We start from the raw sequence: 18,590 nt of genomic DNA on the forward strand, positions 1-18,590 counted from the left end.
GTCGAGGTTATTTGCATGGTACGGCACCCTCCGGCTGTCCCACACATCCAGGCGAAGGGACAACGGTACCACCTATATCGGCGCTTGAAGGTAAAGGAAGGGTTTCTTCCACCGCTGGCTGCTTGACCGGTTGGGCCTTTTCTGTGGATTGCACAACCGGTTTTTGCCGTGCGACGGGACGTGGTCTTTCGACCTCTACGGCCGGCTGCGCCGCTTTCCGCAGATCTTCTGTCTTCGGATAGATGGGATTTCCAGTTCGTCCCAAATTCGGGTCGACGGTTGGTGGCTCGCCGTATGGATTCCAGCCGGCAACATTGAACGCGCTGCGGATCGTGTATCCGTACATCGTGTTCAGGAGTTTTTCTTCGCTCGCACCTTCTTCGCACATCCGAAGGCGTACCTGGATGGTGCCACGGTTCTGAAACACCGTTCTGGCCTCTTCCGGCGAGCGTATCTGCTGCCAGCCATAGAAGCATGCGTCGTTGCCACGGCCGTGGCCATAGGCGTAGCTGAAGGGGCCATAGTTGTTCTGCAGGTAAACCGGCGATTGCCTGAGCAAGATGCCCGGGAGTTCGCGGCGCATTTCCTTGGCAATCTCGGTCGCGCGAATGGATGAGTAACCGAGCGACTGGGTCCCTTCAAATTGCGATCCGACAGGCCCGAACAGCTGGACGCGCAGGACATTCTGACCGGGTGTCGAGGCAGACGTAAACAGAAAGATGTCCTGCTGGGTTGCGTTGTGGAAGCGACGTTCGACGATGTTGACGACCGCCGGGCCGCCGGGAGCAGGCAGAGCAAACGCCGTTTCCTCGGGAACCGTAATTGCCGTGTCGGACAGCTTAACGCCGTCGCGGGGCGAACAGCCGGAAAGACCGGTCATCAGAACGATGACGGCAAGTCCGTATCGCAAAGCTGGTATTGGCAAAACAGGCAATTGGCCTCCGTTTGTTTCCTCGGAGAGGGATCGCGGCCAAGCGCGATTTCGAATCATATCGAGTCGAATCATGTCCCATTGATAGATCATGAGGCCGTCTTCTGGAATCCCTATAGATAGGGGGGCACTATTTGGAATTGCCAAATGGGCAGATCGAGCACGCCAATCGCGACGGCTGGACGATTCTAGTTGAGAAAAACCCGCACGCTGGCCGCCCGCCCAGCCGCGTCGATCACGGTCAGCGTGGAATAGCCGGCACCATCCGGCACCCATTGATTGACCCGGCGCCGCGATGTCTCGGGCAGCGGCTTGCCGTTGGCGAGCCAGCGGAAAGGAGCCCGCCCGCCCTGAAGCTTCAGGACAAGCGGCAGGGATATCCCATCCGTATCAACGCCCAGTTCGACGCGGGCGCCTTCAGGGGGATAGACGATCTGTGGTGCTGCCTCGCGGATCGTGGCCGAAACGAGACCGTTGGCGCTTAAGGAAAAACGGCGCTGGCTGATTGGCAATTCCGCCTGCGCGATGCGCACGGCACCAGCAGGCGCGCGGGGAAGCGGCGTCATGGCAACGCCTGATTTGGCAAAGCCCTCGAACAGGATCGGGGCTGCGGTTCCATAGCCGGTCAGGCCAGGCACTGCGCCATTGTCCGGGCGGCCGACCCAGACGCCGAGAACGTAGCGGCCGTCGAAGCCGACAGACCAGGCGTCACGGTAGCCGTAGCTTGTTCCTGTCTTGTAGGCGATGCCGCGCTGGACGGCACCTGCGGGGGGCAGAACGCCGGACAAGATATCGGCGATCTGCCATGTGGCAACCGGATCGAGAAGCGGCTCGTTTTCGATCGCGCCCGGTTGATCCCGAATGCCGTCGCCCAGCCGGACCGGCTTGCCGCGGTTGGCAAGGGCGGCATAGAGCTGCACAAGGTCTTTCAGATTGACCCCCAACCCTCCGAGACCGATCGCCAGACCGGGCGCCTCGTTCGGTGGCAGGATGGGCCTGACCTCGGCGCGGCGGAAGCGTACCATTAGCCGCGTTGGCCCAACGGAATCGAGCAGCCGCACAGCCGGAACGTTGAGAGACAGCTGCAGCGCCTGGCGGATGCTGACATCACCTTGATAGGTCATGTCGAAATTGCGCGGCCGGTAGCCAAAGAAATCCGCCGGTCGGTCTTCGATGATGGTTTCCTGGGATACCAGCCCTTCCTCGAAGGCAAGGCCATAGATGAAAGGCTTCAGCGTTGAGCCGGGGGAGCGTTTAATGCGTGTCATGTCGATCCAGCCGGAGCGGCTGGCGTCGAAGTAATCGGCGGAACCGAGTTCGCCGACGATCTCGCCGGTGCGCGCATCGGCCATGACCATGGCGATCGATACTTTAGCCCCAAGGCGGGCCGCTGCTTCCTTGGCGACCGTTTCCAGTCCCTTCTGGATCGTGCGCCGCAGCGTCGTCTGATGCTGGACAATCTTCGGGTCCTTGCGCCGCGCCGCCTCGGCGACGTGAGCGGCAAAGGCCGGCAGTTGCAGGCGCCGGCCCGGTACCGTGACCAAGGCGGCACGCTCCGCCTCCCCTTCCCCGATCACGGCGGAAACCGCCATGCGTTCCAGAACCCGTTGACGTGCCGTTTCCGCCGCCTTCAAATGACGATCGGGGCGCCGTTTCTCCGGAAGCTGCGGAAGCGCCACCAGCAGTGCTGCTTCTGACACGGTGAGACGTCGCGGCTCCTTGTCGAAATAGGCAAGACTTGCGGCGCGAATGCCCTCGATATTGCCGCCATAGGGCGCATGGGTGAGGTAGAGGTCGAGGATTTCGGCCTTGCTCAGGCGGCGTTCGATCTGCACTGCGCGCGCAAGCTGGCGAAACTTTGCTGCGAAGGAGCGTCCTTCGCGGGGTTCGATCAGCCGCGCCACCTGCATCGAAAGCGTCGAGGCGCCCGAGACGATCCGCCCGTGGGTCGCGAATTGCCAGGCGGCCCGCATCAAGGCGAAGGGATCGACGCCCTTATGCTCCCAGAAACGCTGGTCCTCGTAGGCGATGAGCATGCGGACGAATTGCGGGTCGACATCCGTGACTGTCGTCTGCAGCCGCCATCGGCCTTCCGGCGTCGCAAAAGCGCGCAACAGCTGACCGTCGGCATCCAGCACTTCGGCCGATACCGTACGTGCTGCTTCCAACGGCGGCGGATAGGCGCGGTCTACCGCTTCAAGACCGAACATGATGGCGACGCACAACAGTGCGGAGCCCAGCAATACGGCACAGGTTTTCGCCCAGAAAGACATTATTCGACCGCCTGAACCTCCATGCGCCCCATGGCGGAGCGCGCGGAGAATTGCGGCCGGTACATGTCTTCGACGCTGGCTGCCGGATGATCGTAGGTTCCCGGGGTGACGGCGCGAACGACATAGGCAACCGTGATCGTGCGGTTGTCACCGGCCGTGCGATCGAAGGCTGCGACGAAACGGTCGCTGCGGAACTCCGTATGGGCAGCCTCGACTTCGCCGATCCATTCGAAGTTCGACAGCTTGGCACTATCGACCAGGGTCGGATTGTCGATCTCGAAGCCGGCTGGCAAGAGGTCGGTGATCAGCACGCGCGACGGCCAGGTGTTGCTTTCCGTGGCGTTGATGACGACCACATAGCGCTCGTTTTGCTTGGCCTGAGTGACATTGGCCTCCTCGCCGTCGAGCGTGTAGTAGGTCCGCTCGATGGTAAAGCCGTTGCCGCCGGCCGGCAGCGGGAATGCCGGCGCCGCAACCGTCGTCACCACGGCAGCAACCGGTTCGCTCGACCGGTTGGTGATCGTCACCGGCTGGTCAAGGACCTCGTCACCGGTCAGTCGCGCCGCATAGCCACCGCTGCGCGGCGTACCGTTGATGTCAAGGTTGAGGTCACTGTCACCACCTTGAATGGCGCGAGCCGCCATCAGCGTCCACATCTGCTCCTGCGTGCTCGTATAGGATTTCTGCTCCCATTCACGGGCAACGATCTTGGCGAGTTGCGGGATGATCGTCGGCACGGGCCGGGCTTCTGCGGCGAGGGTCAGGACGGCGGCATCGTCCCGCAAGGCCGAGCCGTAATCGGAGCGATCAAGGCTGGCATTGCTTGCCGTCGTCGACATCTCCAGCGCATCTTCGAAAATGCTCTGGGAGCGCTGCGCATCGCCATAAAGGGCGAGAGCGGCGGCCAGATGCCCCTTCGACAACGGCGTCGGGAACTCCAAGAGCTTGGTGTCGGCGTAATAACGCAGGTCGCTGATCGCAGCCTTGCGGTTGCGGGCGAGGACGTAGAGAGAATAGGCAATCTCATTGCCCTGGCTCTTCATGTCGACATCATAGCTCATCGCATTCTGCAGGTTGTCGAGCGCTTGCACCATCGCCTGGTCCGGCACCTCGTACTTCTGTTCCCGGGCCCGCGTCAGGAAGTCGGTGACATAGGCGTCGAGCCAGAGATCACCGGAGCCGGGGCTCCAGAGACCGAAACTGCCGGTCGAGGATTGATAGGACAGCACCCGGTAAATGGCTTCCTGCACCCGCTTCTGCACATCGCCATCCTCCGGCAGGCCGGATTGTTTGGCGAGTTCGCTCAGGTAGAGCAGAGGCAGCGCCCGGCTGGTCGTCTGTTCGGCGCAGCCATAGGGATAGCGGTCGAGCGATGTCAGAAGTGCGGGAATGTCAAAGGCGGCGGAGCGGGTGACGCTGATGCTGACGGCCGATCCCTGCAGCATGCTTTCGGCTAACAGGTCGCCATCGACCTTCAAGCTGGCATTCGGCTCTATGGTCAGCGGATGCCGTGTCGTCAACGGCAGGGCAGCTGGCCGCACCGGAACGGAGACCGACTGTTGCAGCGATAGGCCATCGGCGCTGGTGAGCTCGATCGAGATCGCACCATTGCCTGGATGAACACCGGAGAGCGGCAGCGTCAGGTCGAACTTTCCACCCGGCTTAACGCTGAACGTCTGCTGCGCTTGTTCCGCGTCGATCATCACGGAGGAGCTGCTTGTCACCTTGAGGTTCAGGTCGCCGGCAGGACCATCGGTATTGGCGATGTCGAGCCGCAGTTCCGCCTTGTCGCCGGGCGCCAGGAATTGCGGCAGGCTTGCCGTCACCACGACCGGATCGCGAATGACGACATCGGTCGAAGCATGCCCGACGCCGGCCTTCGACCATGCGACGGCCATGACGCGGGCCGTGCCGTTGAACTGCGGAATATCAAAGCTGATGATCGCCTTGCCGCTCGCATCGAGCTGGACCGGGCCGGAGAAGAATGCCACCAGCTTTTCGGTCGGCGGCTTGCCCTGTAGCGCCATCTGGCCGCCGTCACCGCCGGTGCGCAGGCGCCCGGTCGCACCAAGCGATCCGTCGATCAGCCGTCCATAGAGGTCGCGGATTTCAAGACCGAGCTGGCGCTGGCCAAAATACCAGCCATCCGGATTGGGGGCTTCGTAGCGCGTTAGATTGAGAATACCGACATCAACGGCTGCAACCGTGACATAGGCTTCGTCGCCCACCCCTGCTCCGGTCACTTCCACCGGAATGTTCAACGTCTGGCGCGGCAGCGTCTTTTCCGGCAGATCGAGTTTGACGGACAGCTTGCGATCAGCAGGATCGACGGCGAGCCATTTGATGCCGATGGAGCGCATCGGCATGCGGCTCTCCTGCGCATCGCCTGGACGATAGAGCGTCGCAGTGACATAGGCGCCAGCGCCAAAATCGGCGGTGATCGGAATATCGACTTCGCCGCCCTCCGCAGGAATGGTCGCGGTTTTCGTGGCGATCAGCTTTTCCGAGCCGATCGTGACTAGAACTTCACCGGCGAAGCGCGGCGAGACGCGCAACTTAGCTGTATCGCCGATCGCGTAGTTTTGCTTGTCGAGCGCGACTTCCAGCCCGTCCGGTGTCTCCGTCGAGCTGGCCGTAACATACCAACCGGAATCGAACTCAACGCTCGATGTCGGGCCATCGATATCGGCGGTTTCGACCTCGAGCCGGTAGCGGCCCCATCCGGCCGATATGGCAATCTCGCTGCCATCCGTGGTGACGTCCAGCTTGCCTGTCGAAACCTGCTTGGTCGAGGTGACGGGTTCATATTTCCAGGCGGTGCCATCACGGTACCACTGATAGTCCTGCTCGATCCGCAGCAGCTTCCAGCTCAAGCCAGTCTTTGCCTGCTTGACGCCGCTCTGGTCGATGGCGATGACGTGGAATTTTCCAACTGCGTTTTCCGCGAGGTCACCGGAGAATTCCGGCTTGATACCGATCATCGAGCCGGCCGGCTTGACCGGCAGTGTCAGAGACCGCTCGACGGCACGGCCGCCGGCTTCCTGAACACGCACACTGATATTAGCGTTGAGCAATTGCGTGGTGGATGGGATATCCGTCAGATTGACGTCGAAGGTTGCCTTGCCGTCCTCATCGAGCGGCTCCAGGCCTTCGAGCGTCGTGCGGCTGTCTTCGGTGGCTTCCTCATCGGCAAGGCCGAAGAAGTAGCCCTTGAAATGGGCGCTTTCGCGGGTCGGCTTCAGGCCGACTTCGCCTTCGAGCTCGAGCCCTGCTGCCGGAGCACCATAGAGGAAGCGGCCGTCGATGGTGATCGGCGCCGGTGTATCGATCTCGATCTGCTTGGCGGTGCTTGCCATATCGAACTCGACCCGGTCGGGCACGAAATCATCGACCTGGAACTGCTTCTCGCTGATCGCCGTGCCCTTGGGATCGGTAAAAATCTGCACGGTCCAGGTGCCGCGCATGGCATTCGGCTGCAAAGGGAGATCGATCGCATAACCGCCTGCTAGTCCGCCATCGCTGACGACGCGGCGGTCTTCGACACCATCGGGGCGCATGAAGATGAAGGTCAGCGGTAGTTTTTCGATGGCCATTGAAGCGCTGTCGCGGGCGAGTGCTGAGACATGCACGGTTTCACCGGCACGGTAGATGCCGCGCTCCGTCCAGGTCAGCACGTCAATGGCGCCGGGTGCTGCACGTCCGGTAACACCGCGGTCAGACAGGTCAAAGCCGGCACGTGTCAGGTCGAGGAAAACGAAATCGTTCGCGCCGCTCTTTGCGGTGATGACGGCCGGTGTCATGGCGGCGGTGCCGCGCAGCAGGCCAGCGTCAAAGGTCGCGCGGCCATCGGCGTCGGTGGTGGCAGTGCCCAGGATTTCATTGTTCTTGGCAAGCAGCGTCAGTTCGATCCCGGCCAGTTGTTTGGCCGATGCCAGCGACCGGGCAAAAACGGAGAGCCCGTCGGTGCCGGAATAGGTGGAGAGGCCGATATCCGAAATGACGAACCATTGTGTCGCCTGGCTGTCCCATTCGTTGGAAGCGCCCGTTGCCGAAACGGTGGTCAGCACATAAACGCCGGGCTTGCGTTGCGGTAACGCTTCATCAACTGGGAAGCTGGTGACGACTTCCTTGTTGAGATCGGTCGCAATGTCAATCGCCCCCTGCCAGACCATTTCGCCATTTTCGTCCTGGATGCGCTGGGCGCTGTAGCCGTCGAGCTGGGTCAGGAATTGCGAGGCGGTCAACAGCGAGGCAATGTTGCGGTCACCGATGCGGTAGAGCTTCAGGTTGGCGCTGGCGGTGTTGACTGAAACGATCGGAATGCCGCGGCGGGCGGTGCCCGGCAGGACGAAGCTGTCGCCGGTAAAGCGCACCATCGCCGCACGATCGGGGACATAGACGTCGAGATTGACGTTGGCTTCCAGCGGTTCATCGACGGAGGAAGGCAGGCCCGATCGGAAGGCGATCTTGTATCGCTGGCCGTGGCCGAGACCCTCGACACAGATTTCGCTGCCCTTGGCTTCGACGGCCTTGGGTGTGGCGCCATCCAAAAGGACAAAGGGTGTGTAGTCGACGCCTGCCTTGACCAGCGGTTCGGAAAACTGGACGCAGACCCGTGGCGTGGCGCTGTCGGAATCGATCTTGTGTTCGGTTACGCGAAACCCCTGACGGGTGCGCAGGTCAGTATAATCGGCGCGAACGGATTTGGCTTCGACCAGCTCGAGGCTGGCCTTGTAGGCGCTGAGCGCGCCGCGAAAATTCTCGACGTTCTTAAACGCGGTCGCCAGCACGGCGAGCGCCTCTGCCCGCGCCTGCATGGTGCGCGATAGCTGATAGGCGTTCAGCGCGGCAAACGATGCCTGGGTTGCAAAGTCGGCATTGCCGAAAACGCGGTTTGCCGCACGTGCGGCTTCGATCCACAGCGCGCCATCGTCGGGCGTGATGGAGAGCGCACCCTGAAAAGCCTTTAGCGCGGGGGCAATATTGCCAGCTGCAAGTTCACGGTAGGCTGCAGCCTTGCGGCCATTCAGACCAAGTGCATCCTGGTCCAACAGGACAGAAAGATTGTCCTTGGTGGCGCGCGCGTCATTGAGAAGCTGTTCCGTGACGAAGGCCAATGCTGGTGGAGCACCGATATCCGGTTCTGCCGCGGCGGCGGCAACGATCTTCCCGGCAACGGCGCCAGCGAATGTGTTCAGCTTATTATAGTCGGTTTTGAGGAAGCACCATTTCACCTTGGGATTATAGGTGAAGGCGCGGCAGGAGGAGTCCGCGACGCAGACCTTCTCGCAATCGGCAAGGGAGACGTTCTGTTCGGTCCGCAGGTCGAAGCCGAAATAATCCCCGTCCTGCGTGGTGACGATGTGCCTGCCCGTTTCGGCCGCCTGGACGGCTGGAGAAAACGCAATCGCACTGAGAATAATCGCTGAAAACCGGATAAACGCGCGCATAGACAAAAGTCCTCCCCAACGCTGCCGTTTTGACCGGTTTACTCTTTAGGCTCGCCTTGAGCTTGTCAACCGGACATGGGCAGCGGCTGTTCCGTAGCTACTGCCCTGGTTAACGGTTGAACGTTACGATTTAATCGCGGCGTTACGAATAAAAACGTCGATCCCGGCTTTATCCTGTCAGGACTGCGACACCTTGAGCGGCGGACGGTGATCGCCGGCGATCGTTTCGCCGAAAGGGCCGGTATTGGCACTGGCCCGGTGGGTCTTGACCGGGTGGTTGAGCGGCAGGTTCGGCAGTACGAGTTCGCCGAACCGGTAAGCCTCCTCCAGATGCGGGTAACCGGAGAAGATGAAAGTATCGATGCCGATCTGGCGGTATTCGTCGATCCGCGCCTTGACCTGATCGGGATCGCCGACCAATGCGGTCCCTGCCCCGCCGCGCACGAGCCCGACGCCAGCCAACAGGTTGGGACTGATTTCCAGTTTGTCCTTGCGGCCGCCGTGCAGTTTGCTCATCCGGCTCTGGCCGACGGAATCCATCCGTTCGAAAACCTTCTGGGCCGCGGCGATCGTGTCGTCGTCGACATATTTGATCAACTCGTCGGCAGCGGTCCATGCTTGCCTGGCTGTCTCGCGGACAATGACGTGAAGGCGGATGCCGAAGGTGACCTCGCGGCCTTCCGCTTCTGCGAGTGCCCGCACCTCTGCCACCTTCTTTGCGACATCCTCGGGTGGCTCGCCCCAGCTCAGGTATTTGTCGATGGTACGGGCCGCAACCTGCTGCCCGACGCCGGAGGAGCCGCCAAAATAGAGTGGCGGATGTGGTTCCTGGACTGGGTTGAACAGGAGTTTTGCATCCTCGATATCGAAGTGCTTGGTCTTGGTGGTGACGTCTTCGCCGCGCAGCACGGCCTTGTAGATGTTGATGAACTCTTCGGTGACCTCGTAGCGTTCCTCATGCGAATAATGGATGCCATCGCCCTTGTTCTCGATCGGGTCGCCGCCGGTGACGACGTTGATCAGCAGGCGCCCGTTGGAGATCCGGTCGAGTGTCGCGGTCATGCGGGCGGCCAGCGTCGGGCTAAGCAGGCCGGGACGCACGGCGACGAGGTAACGCAGCTTTTCCGTCAAGGGCGCCAATGCGGAGGCAACGATCCAGCTGTCCTCACAACTGCGGCCGGTCGGGATCAGCACGCCGAAATAGCCGAGCGTGTCGGCAGCTTGGGCGACCTGTTTGAGGTAGTTGAGATCGACATTGCGGCCGCCGATTGATGTGCCGAGATAGCGGCTGTCACCATGGGTCGGCAGAAACCAGAGAACGTCGATCTTTTCCGGAACGGTGCTCATGAGTGATTGTCTCCAGCGTGTGCGAGATGCGGAATGGGCCTGCTCTTAGTTTTTCCGGGAACGCTCAGGAGTGCAAAAGTATAATATCTATAAACTTTATTGTGTATGGAAAATCCGTTCGGGTTTGCGACCTTCTTGAGGCGTTAAGCCCATCGACAGCGGAAACGCAGAGGTGCATGCCAAGAAACACCGGGTGCAGCGCCAGCTGGTTGGGGACCAATTGCCGCGTCAGCTTGCCTGCAATTGTGGCAGCGATCGTGCGCCGATCAGGGTTGCGGCGGCATAGGTCTGCGTCACGATCTCCGGAACCAGGTCGATATCGGGCAGTGAGCCGAGACCGAGAGGTCCTACGGCGAACAGGCCGGCTGGCCGGCCCTTTGGCGTCACCAATTCTCCCGCCGGATTGACGGCGAGGCCGAGGTCGAGCTCGTCTGTCGCTGCAAGGCCCGCCTCGAGGAGGTCGACGACAACAGGATCCTTGAGGTCCGGCGACAGGCAGCGGCAGTCGATCACCTCGTCGGCGGAGAAACGGCTTTCAGCGGCCTGCCCGGCCCACCGCACCAAAAGGCCATCCGGTGTCCGTTTCAGCGTTGTGCCGCGCTTCAGTTCGGTCAGGCCGCTTGCGAACTCGCGTTCCAGTCTGGCATGCACGTCGGCTGGAAGCCGGTTGCGATGGCTGTCGTAGATCGCGCGCAGATGCCGGTTGAACTGGCGTTTCTCGCTCGGTGGCAGCGATGCCCAAAGGGTACGGGCGCGCTTGCGCAGGCCGTTCATCGCCGCCTGCCAGCTCCAGCCGTTTTCTTCGGCCTCGGCGCAGGCGTCACGCACGAAACGCACGATGTTGCGCAGTTGCGACGGCATGGGTTGCGTTGGGAAAACCGCGTCCGCAGGCATGCGCGTATGCGGCTGCGGCAGGAAACCGCGGCGCGACAGGATGGTGATGTGGCCGGTAAAGCCGCCGTCGCGTAGTTGCAGAACCTGATCGACAGCGCGCAGACCATTGCCCATGACGACCACATGCCGGCGTGTCTCGCTGCGTTCAAGCAAGAGGGCATCCATATCCTGCTCGGTCGTTTCCAGCGGCGGCTTTAAACCGTAGCCGGTGGCAAGCACAACCGTGTCGTAGATCGCCTCGCCGCCATCGGCGAGGCTCAGCGTGAACAGGCCGTTGTCATTGCGGCGGATATGGGTGATGCCCTCGTTGGACATCTGCACAGTTACATCCGTTCGCTGCGCCAGTGCTTCGGAAAAGCGCTGATAGACATAATCGCTGAAAGTGACCTTCGGCACAAAAATCTGACCAAATCCGGGTATCGCTGCCGACACGGCCTCGCGGAATGGTGCATTCGCCTGCAGCCAACGGGTAAAATCCTTCGGCTCGCCGGTCGAAACGGAAAGGTCGCGGGCGCGGCTGTTGAGAATTTCGGTGGATCGCGCCGTGGCCAACGCCTGGCCCCCGCTGATGATCGGGCGGGGATCGAACATGCGCAGCCGGAATGGCTGGTTGACCGACTTCAAAAGGGCGATGGCCATCATCAGGCCGGAGAACCCCCGGCCGACGATGGCGATCTGCAACGGCTGATCGCTACGCGGACTGAAGGGCGACGAAAGACCATAAACCGTCATATCATTTCCTCCCCGCATCATGCGGCTGGATGGTTGAACCTCGGCACCCCTACTCAAACGCCAGTTCATCAATATGCGGTATACTCTATGTTTTTAATCATCTTAACCACGGAGGACCCGTCCTATCAAGCCGTTTTCACGTCCTCTTAAAACGCAATATGTTTCCGTAACTTAATGGGCAGAGCTTGAAGACTGCACCTTCCGGCAGAGCCGGAAGCAACTTCACAACCCAAAATATCACCGATTGGCGCGGTCGGAGCGCAGCTTCTCAAACCGGCGCAGGAAGACGTCGATATCGCTGCCGCTACGCTGCAGCTGTCTCTTGCGGACCACGACACACATCACACGGGCGGCCGTGGAAAATGTCATCTCGTCCAGTGAGCTGTGGCTGCTCCTAGGCTTGGTCAGCCGTTCGGTAATGGCGCTGACCAGGTTATTCGGCAGGATATCGGTGCAATCGCGCATATGATCGAACACCAACCCGATCGGCACTGGCATGCCAAGATGGAAAACCAAGGGAACGTCAGTTTCATCCCCCCAGTCGTCATAGGCTTCCAGTGCATCGCGAAACAGCAGATGCAGAGTGATCGGGGCATGGCCTTCATGCAATTCGGGTAGAAGGTTGCTCATCTGCACATCCTCATCGTTGTGAACGGTGTTTGGTGCCGACAGAAATCGACTTGACGCAAAAATGCACGACAACACGGATTGTTCCGCCTTGCTCAAAATAAATTCGCAGGGGGATATCCGAATGCTCCGCCATGGGCCAATGGCGCGGCGGAGCTCGCCTTCTTTCAGTGCAGCCCGCCGACACCGAGAAGCCGGTCCACCGCATCATGATCGGCGGCCAGTGCCTGCGGCGTGCCGCTCCAGGCCACCCTGCCCCGCTCAAGAACGATCACCTGATCGGCAAAATCGAGCGCGCTCTGGATGCGCTGCTCGACAAGCACGATGGTCATGTTGCCGGTGCGCGCAAGCTCGGAAAACGCTTTCATCAGTTCTTCGCAGATGACCGGTGCCAGGCCCTCGAGCGGTTCATCGAGCAACAGAACCGTGGGACGGCCAAGAATGGTTCGAGCAGTCGATAGCATCTGCTGCTCGCCGCCGGAAAGCTGAGAGCCAAGGTTCCCCTTGCGCTCTAAAAGACGGGGAAACATCGCGTAGGCATCCTGGAGATCGCTTTTCGGCCGATCCTTGAGGCCGACGAACAGGTTCTCCTCGACCGTCAGCGTTGGAAAGATGCACCGCGTCTGAGGCACGTAGCCGAGGCCGGTGCGGGCGCGTAGCGCGCTTGAAATTCCGGTGACGTCGGTTTCGCCGATACGGATGCGCCCGTCATAGCGTTTTGTCTGCCCGGCCAGGGTTGCCAGCAGGGTTGTCTTGCCCATGCCGTTGCGCCCAAGCACCGCCAGGCGCTGCCCGGGGGGAACGGAGAAGGAGACGTTTTCCAGAACCCGTGTCGGACCATAACCGGCCGAGAGGTTTTCGACATCAAGCGGCGTGGCTTGCATTGGCATAGCTCCCCAGATAGGCCTCGCGCACGGCGGCGTCCTTGGTGACATCGCCGGGCGAACCGTCGAAGATGATGGTGCCGGCAGCCAGCACGATGACCCGCTTGGCAAAGCGGAAAACCAGATCCATGTCATGCTCGATCATCAGCACGGCAAGATCGTCGGGCAAATCGGCAAGTGCCTGTTCGATACGGCCAGTATCGCTCTGGGGCACACCCGCGGCCGGTTCGTCGAGCAACAGGACTTTCGGTTTGAGGGCCAGCGCCATGGCGATTTCGAGCAGGCGCTGCTGTCCATAGGCGATCTCGCTCACCTTGCGGTGCATCAGGTCGGCCAAGCCGAGCTTGCTCAGCAGCAAGCTTGCCTCGTCCATGACGTCCGGCATCGACAGGAAGTTGCCGAACATCTTTCCAGCGCGTCCGTCCCGTTGCAGGATGGCCAGGGCAACATGTTCGGCCGGTGTCATCTCCTGAAACAGCCGCGTTACCTGAAAAGAGCGGACCAGCCCGCGCCGGACGCGGCCGATCGCATCGATTTTCGTGACCGTTTCCCCATTGAGACGAACCTCGCCGGAATCTGGCCGCAGATTGCCGGTGACGAGATTGACGAAGGTGGTCTTTCCCGCGCCGTTCGGGCCGATCAGCGCTACCCGGTCACCCGGCGCCATCGACAGTGAGACGTCATTGGTGACCGTCAGGCCGCTGAAGGCTTTTTTCAGATTGAGAACGTCGAAGACCGCGCTCATGTGCGTTTCTCCAGGCGGCGGGCGATGATATCGGCCGCGGTGCCATAAACCCCTTTCGGTGCGAACAGGACGACCGCGATCAGAAGGGCGCCGACCATCGTCAGCCAGTGGAAGGGATTGGCCGCGGAAACATAATCCTCGAACAGCATGAAGACGACCGTACCCATTAACGCGCCAAACAGTGATCCTGTGCCGCCGAGAACCAGCATGACCAGGGCCTCGGCCGATTGGGTGAAGGACAGGCTGTCGAGACCGACGACCTGCGTCGATATCGCGTTCAGGGCGCCGCCCGCGCCGGCGACAGCACCGGAAATCACGTACATCTTGATCAAGGTGATTTTCGGCGAGGCGCCCATGGCCATGATGCGCAGCGGATCTTCCTTTATACCACGGCAGAGCATGCCAAACGGCGAGCGCACCAGAAAACGCAACAGGACGAAAACCGCAAGCAGCAGAAAGACGCCGAGTATGTAGGCTGTCTGGCCCCAGAGGTCGAACTCGAACCTGCCGAACAACGGGTCAGGTGAAATTCCGGACAAGCCGTCGCTGCCGCCCGTCCATGAGGATGCCTTGTTGGCGAATTCGTGGAACAGGTAGATCAACGAAATCGACAGGACGAGCTGGGGCAACCCGTGTGCCCGCAGGATGATCACACCGCAGATGAGGCCAGCGATCGCTCCGCCAAGAATACCGGCAAGCGTCATCAGCAGCGGGTCGGTAATCCCGTAATGGGCGGCGGCAATCCCGGCTGCATAGGCGCCAGATCCGAAAAGGGCGGCATGGCCGAGCGTCGCCACGCCACAATAACCGGTGACGAGATCGAGCGACAGAACCAGCAGCGCGATGGCGATGATCCGGGTCAGAAGCGCGAGGTTGTCGGGAAACAGGAGATAACCGATGGCGGCTGCGACGATGATCGCGCCGATGCCTATTAGGTCGCGGGCGATGCTGCGGTTGGGGCGAGTGGTCTTGCCGATCGTTTCATGGTTCATGCTGAGCGTCATCCTAGCGTGTCCGTCCGGCAAGGCCACGCGGGAAAATGCAGATGATGGCAATCACCGCGAGGTAGAAGAAGAATTCGCCGAATTCCGGCATGAGATAACGGCCTGTCGTATCGATTCCGCCCAGCAAGAGGCAGGCAAGGAGCGCTCCGGGGATGGAGCCAGCGCCGCCAACGGAGACGACGACCAGGAAGGTTACCATGTAGCGCAGGGCGTAATATGGTTCGACCGGTAGAAGCTCGGCACCCAGCACGCCGCCAAAGGCCGCGAGGCCGACCGCGACTGCAAAACTGACTGCATAGATGATTTCCGTACGCACACCGAGGGCGGCAGCCATGGAGGCATTGTCGACGGAGGCGCGCAGCTTGACGCCGAAGGCCGTTTTTTCGATCGCATACCAAAGTCCGCCGGCGACGGCCAGACCACAGACAATGGCAAAGAGGCGGTGCACCGCGATGGTGCGGAAGCCGAGATCGGCCGAGCCCTGGAGCACCGGGGGTAATGGGATCGTCTTCAGCGTCGGGCCAAAGACATAGTTGGCAATGCCGATGATACAGAAGGTGATGCCGATGGTCATCAACACTTGCGTCAACTCCGGTGCGCCGTAAATCCGCCGATAGAGCAGCCGCTCGATGGGAATAGAAATGATGACGGTCCCGAAAACAGCCAGCAGCACGGCTGCGGCGTAGCCGAGCCCGAGGTCTTGCGCTGCGTAGGACGCGATATAGCCGCCGATCATGGCAAAGGCGCCATGGGCCAGATTGACGACGCGCATCAAACCCATGGTGACCGAGAGGCCGATCGAAATAACGAAGAGCACCATGCCATAGGCAAATGCGTCGATGGCTATGCTGAAGACTGTCTGCATCGCGCGATGTCCGTTTGATTGTTTGCGGGAGATGAGAGCCCTCTCCGCCGCTGTCGTAAAATCGGGGCAAGGTACCAGCGTTGCGGGACGTGTCGCCGCGCAGCCGGTACGATTTGACGTTGGGCTTTTACTTGACGGCCGCCAGCCCAGGGTCGCCCTGCTTTTCGAAGGTCTGGATTTCCTTGTTGTAATAGGAGCCGTCATCCGCCTTGGTAACTTCGCGCAGATAGATGTTCTGCGTGACGTGGCGCGATTCCGGATCGATCGAGACCGGGCCGCGCGGGCTGATCCATGACAAGCCCTTTACCGCATCGACGGCTTTCTGCGCATCCTGTTCTCCGCCCGTCGCCTCGATCATCTTGTAGATGACGTTCATGCCATCAAAGGCTCCAACCGAGGGGAAGGAAAGCTCGGCAGGATTGCCGATCGCCTTGGAGGCCGCTTCGACGAATGCCTTGTTTTCCGGAGAATCGTGGGAAACCGCATAGTGAAATGTCGTCTGGATGCCGAGGGCAGCATCACCAAGCGCCGGCAGGTCGGATTCCTGTGTCAGGTCGCCGGGGGCGAAAAACTTGATGCCGGCGGCCTTCAACCCGTTATCATTGTAGGCCTTGACGAAACCGAGTGTCGTTGGACCGGACGGCAGGAAGGCGAACACGCCCTGCGCACCGGAATCCTTGATGCGCTGCATGATCGGGCTGAAGTCATTGGTTGAAAGCGGCATGCGGATCGCCTCGACGACGGCCCCACCCTCTTTCTCGAAGCCAGCCTTGAATGCGTTTTCGGCGTCGATGCCGGGACCGTAGTCGCTGACGATGGAGATGACTTTGGCTACGCCGGCATCATGCGCCACCTTGGCGATTGGCGTGGAAGTCTGCCAGGTGGTGAAGGAGGTACGCACGACCAGGGGGCTCTTGGTGACGATCGCAGAAGTCGCAGCGTTCATGACCACCAGCGGTACGTTTGCCTGCTTGAGGATTGGTGTGACGGCCATCGCATCGGGGGTGAAATAGAAGCCGGCGAGATACTGCACCTTTTCCTTGACCACGAGTTCCTGCGCCAGCGCCTTGGATTGGGCCGGGTCGGCCGCCGGCAGGTCGCGATAGATGATCTCGACTGTGTCATCGCCGATCGTTGCCCCGTGCATCGCCATATAGGCGTCGATGCCGGCTTTGAAGTTCTTGCCCTGCAAGGCAAACGGTCCTGAGAATGGACCGACGACACCGATCTTGATGGTGTCGGCATAGGCACCGCTGCCCATGATGATGGCCGCGAACGCGGCGATGATGGCCCGTTTCATGAATTCCTCCCTGGACGGCCGGCGCGCTCCCGGGAGCCGGCACGAAATGACTGACAGAATAGTCATCCCAGTTTGTCATGAGGATTGGTAATGTAAAATGAAATAACCGAGGGTTTTCCATAAGCATATGAATATGAATTCGCCTCGCTAGCCACCTGGACAGGCGGCTAAGCGGGCAATTTTTGGGATAAATGCGGGGATGGACCGGGTGGAGCCATGCCGGCACGATCTCGTCCGCGTTTGTCTTTTCGCGGAAATTTCAATGTCCTTCTTCGGCCTTCCTCTGCAGTTGCCCCGCCCCGGCAACAGCGGTCGGCCCGCGTGTTGGTTCATTAAACCATAAGGGCCCCTTGGAGCATGAGGGCACTCAATGTCCGAGTGCCCTGCATCCGGGTAAACCACGTTCGTCAAGCCGGGAACACCAACCGTTGAGTGGGCGAGCCCTTGTCGCAGAGCGCGTCGATGTCGAATTCGGACACCCAAGTTTGGCGGTAGCTGCCGCGGATCCTCCATCACCAGCCGCAACCGGGGCGATTGCCGTCAGGCGGTCGTCGGGATGATTGAGCCGCTGCTTCTCGCTCGCCGTACGCATACCTTAGGGACATAGAGATATGGCTGGACATCTGCTATCGAGGTTTTCCGTCGAGCATGTCCGTGCCTGATGCACGCAGGCTTTCCATTCTGGCCTTGCCGTAATCGCGGGCTTCTGTCTCGGTACGAAACGATTTATGTTCGCTGTTGCTGCCGTGGAAAATTGTAACCTGCCAGGCGTTTCTGGAGAAGCTGATGTCGAGCCTGACATTGGGGCGTTGCGATGAGTTCATTGCAAAGTTCCTCAGCCAACCTGCCAACAATCCGTTGGCTATCAAAAAAGGGGTTCAACACTGCCAAATCGCGGCCCCCGTGGGTGCGCCGCGTGCTGGCCGAATTAATTAGTGTAACAAACATCAGTCTCCATCCCCCAGATAGGGGGTAATCATCCAAAATGTTCGGGGATAACCTGTTGCTTCCGAATAGAACCGGCAAACGGCTACTTTCCACATATTGCGCGCGAGACAAGACGAAGACACACTAATGTCACCAATCATCCAGGAGGGCGGCATGAACGACAGAGCTTTGTCAAATGAAGACGTCTTACTTCTGAAACGCGCCCTTTACGGACGCTGCTCGCATCTCGGGATCAGTCCCGAAGGTAGCGCGGCCCAGTTTGAGGCCGTCCAGTTGATAGAACTGTTTCGCAGTGGCATCCGGGACGAGCAGATATTGGCGATGAGACCGATCCATATGGCTGCGGAACAGAGGAAACACTGATCTGCCGTGCCGAAAAGGCCCAAATTAAAGAAACCCGTCAACGCACTGACGAGTTAAACATCGTTTGGAAAATATCGTGTTGAAAACCACGGGCAATCATCAAATCAAAATGCTGCCACTGTGGAAGCCAACCCAATTTCAATGGGCGGCCGACGATTAGCATATACTTATATAAGAGTCGAGTTGCCATTTTTGGTGTGAACATCGAACATTCGGCGAACGAGGGG

The 18,590-nt window shown here is 60.3% G+C and carries 13 protein-coding genes; 1 reads left to right on the top strand and 12 read right to left on the bottom strand.

Going from position 1 to position 18,590, the window contains the following annotated elements; translation table 11 throughout:
- Window positions 1–7: 7 nt before the first annotated feature.
- The 12 genes from bcsN to ACP7E0_RS28775 all read right to left on the bottom strand — a co-directional run bounded on the left by bcsN (window position 8) and on the right by ACP7E0_RS28775 (window position 17,876).
- Complete coding sequence (gene bcsN / locus ACP7E0_RS28720) at window positions 8–1,078, bottom strand: cellulose biosynthesis protein BcsN (protein ID WP_426129995.1); 1,071 nt, start codon at window positions 1,076–1,078, stop codon at window positions 8–10.
- Window positions 1,079–1,119: 41 nt separating this feature from the next.
- Window positions 1,120–3,141 (bottom strand): penicillin-binding protein 1C, encoded by a 2,022-nt coding sequence (gene pbpC, locus ACP7E0_RS28725; RefSeq protein ID WP_426130067.1) that lies wholly within the window; start codon window positions 3,139–3,141, stop codon window positions 1,120–1,122.
- Between the two features lie 62 nt (window positions 3,142–3,203).
- A complete protein-coding gene (locus tag ACP7E0_RS28730; RefSeq protein ID WP_426129997.1) occupies window positions 3,204–8,654 on the bottom strand; it encodes an MG2 domain-containing protein in 5,451 nt (1,816 codons plus the stop codon).
- A gap of 177 nt (window positions 8,655–8,831) precedes the next feature.
- On the bottom strand, window positions 8,832–10,001 hold the full coding sequence (gene ssuD, locus ACP7E0_RS28735) for an FMNH2-dependent alkanesulfonate monooxygenase (protein WP_426129999.1): 1,170 nt from the start codon (window positions 9,999–10,001) through the stop codon (window positions 8,832–8,834).
- A gap of 228 nt (window positions 10,002–10,229) precedes the next feature.
- The gene (locus ACP7E0_RS28740) at window positions 10,230–11,627 is read right to left on the bottom strand and encodes an FAD/NAD(P)-binding protein (RefSeq protein WP_426130001.1); all 1,398 of its coding nucleotides are present in this window, start codon (window positions 11,625–11,627) and stop codon (window positions 10,230–10,232) included.
- Between the two features lie 237 nt (window positions 11,628–11,864).
- Complete coding sequence (locus ACP7E0_RS28745) at window positions 11,865–12,257, bottom strand: hypothetical protein (protein WP_426130003.1); 393 nt, start codon at window positions 12,255–12,257, stop codon at window positions 11,865–11,867.
- A gap of 164 nt (window positions 12,258–12,421) precedes the next feature.
- On the bottom strand, window positions 12,422–13,138 hold the full coding sequence (locus ACP7E0_RS28750; RefSeq protein ID WP_426130005.1) for an ABC transporter ATP-binding protein: 717 nt from the start codon (window positions 13,136–13,138) through the stop codon (window positions 12,422–12,424).
- Window positions 13,119–13,883 (bottom strand): ABC transporter ATP-binding protein, encoded by a 765-nt coding sequence (locus tag ACP7E0_RS28755; RefSeq protein ID WP_426130007.1) that lies wholly within the window; start codon window positions 13,881–13,883, stop codon window positions 13,119–13,121. Before ACP7E0_RS28755 ends, ACP7E0_RS28750 begins: the two co-directional genes overlap by 20 nt.
- The gene (locus ACP7E0_RS28760) at window positions 13,880–14,887 is read right to left on the bottom strand and encodes a branched-chain amino acid ABC transporter permease (RefSeq protein ID WP_426130009.1); all 1,008 of its coding nucleotides are present in this window, start codon (window positions 14,885–14,887) and stop codon (window positions 13,880–13,882) included. The genes ACP7E0_RS28755 and ACP7E0_RS28760 overlap by 4 nt, the downstream gene beginning before the upstream one ends.
- A gap of 1 nt (window position 14,888) precedes the next feature.
- Entirely contained in the window at window positions 14,889–15,752 is an 864-nt protein-coding gene (locus tag ACP7E0_RS28765) for a branched-chain amino acid ABC transporter permease (protein WP_426130011.1), read from the bottom strand.
- A gap of 127 nt (window positions 15,753–15,879) precedes the next feature.
- The gene (locus ACP7E0_RS28770) at window positions 15,880–17,052 is read right to left on the bottom strand and encodes an ABC transporter substrate-binding protein (protein ID WP_426130013.1); all 1,173 of its coding nucleotides are present in this window, start codon (window positions 17,050–17,052) and stop codon (window positions 15,880–15,882) included.
- A gap of 626 nt (window positions 17,053–17,678) precedes the next feature.
- Window positions 17,679–17,876, bottom strand: coding sequence for a hypothetical protein (locus ACP7E0_RS28775; RefSeq protein WP_426130015.1), 198 nt, complete (start codon window positions 17,874–17,876; stop codon window positions 17,679–17,681).
- 277 nt (window positions 17,877–18,153) lie between these two features.
- On the opposite strand from ACP7E0_RS28775, the gene ACP7E0_RS28780 reads away from it, so the two are divergent.
- The gene (locus ACP7E0_RS28780) at window positions 18,154–18,363 is read left to right on the top strand and encodes a hypothetical protein (RefSeq protein WP_426130017.1); all 210 of its coding nucleotides are present in this window, start codon (window positions 18,154–18,156) and stop codon (window positions 18,361–18,363) included.
- Window positions 18,364–18,590: the final 227 nt, after the last annotated feature.

This window comes from Pararhizobium sp. PWRC1-1 (assembly GCF_049897905.1).
GTDB lineage: Bacteria > Pseudomonadota > Alphaproteobacteria > Rhizobiales > Rhizobiaceae > Pararhizobium.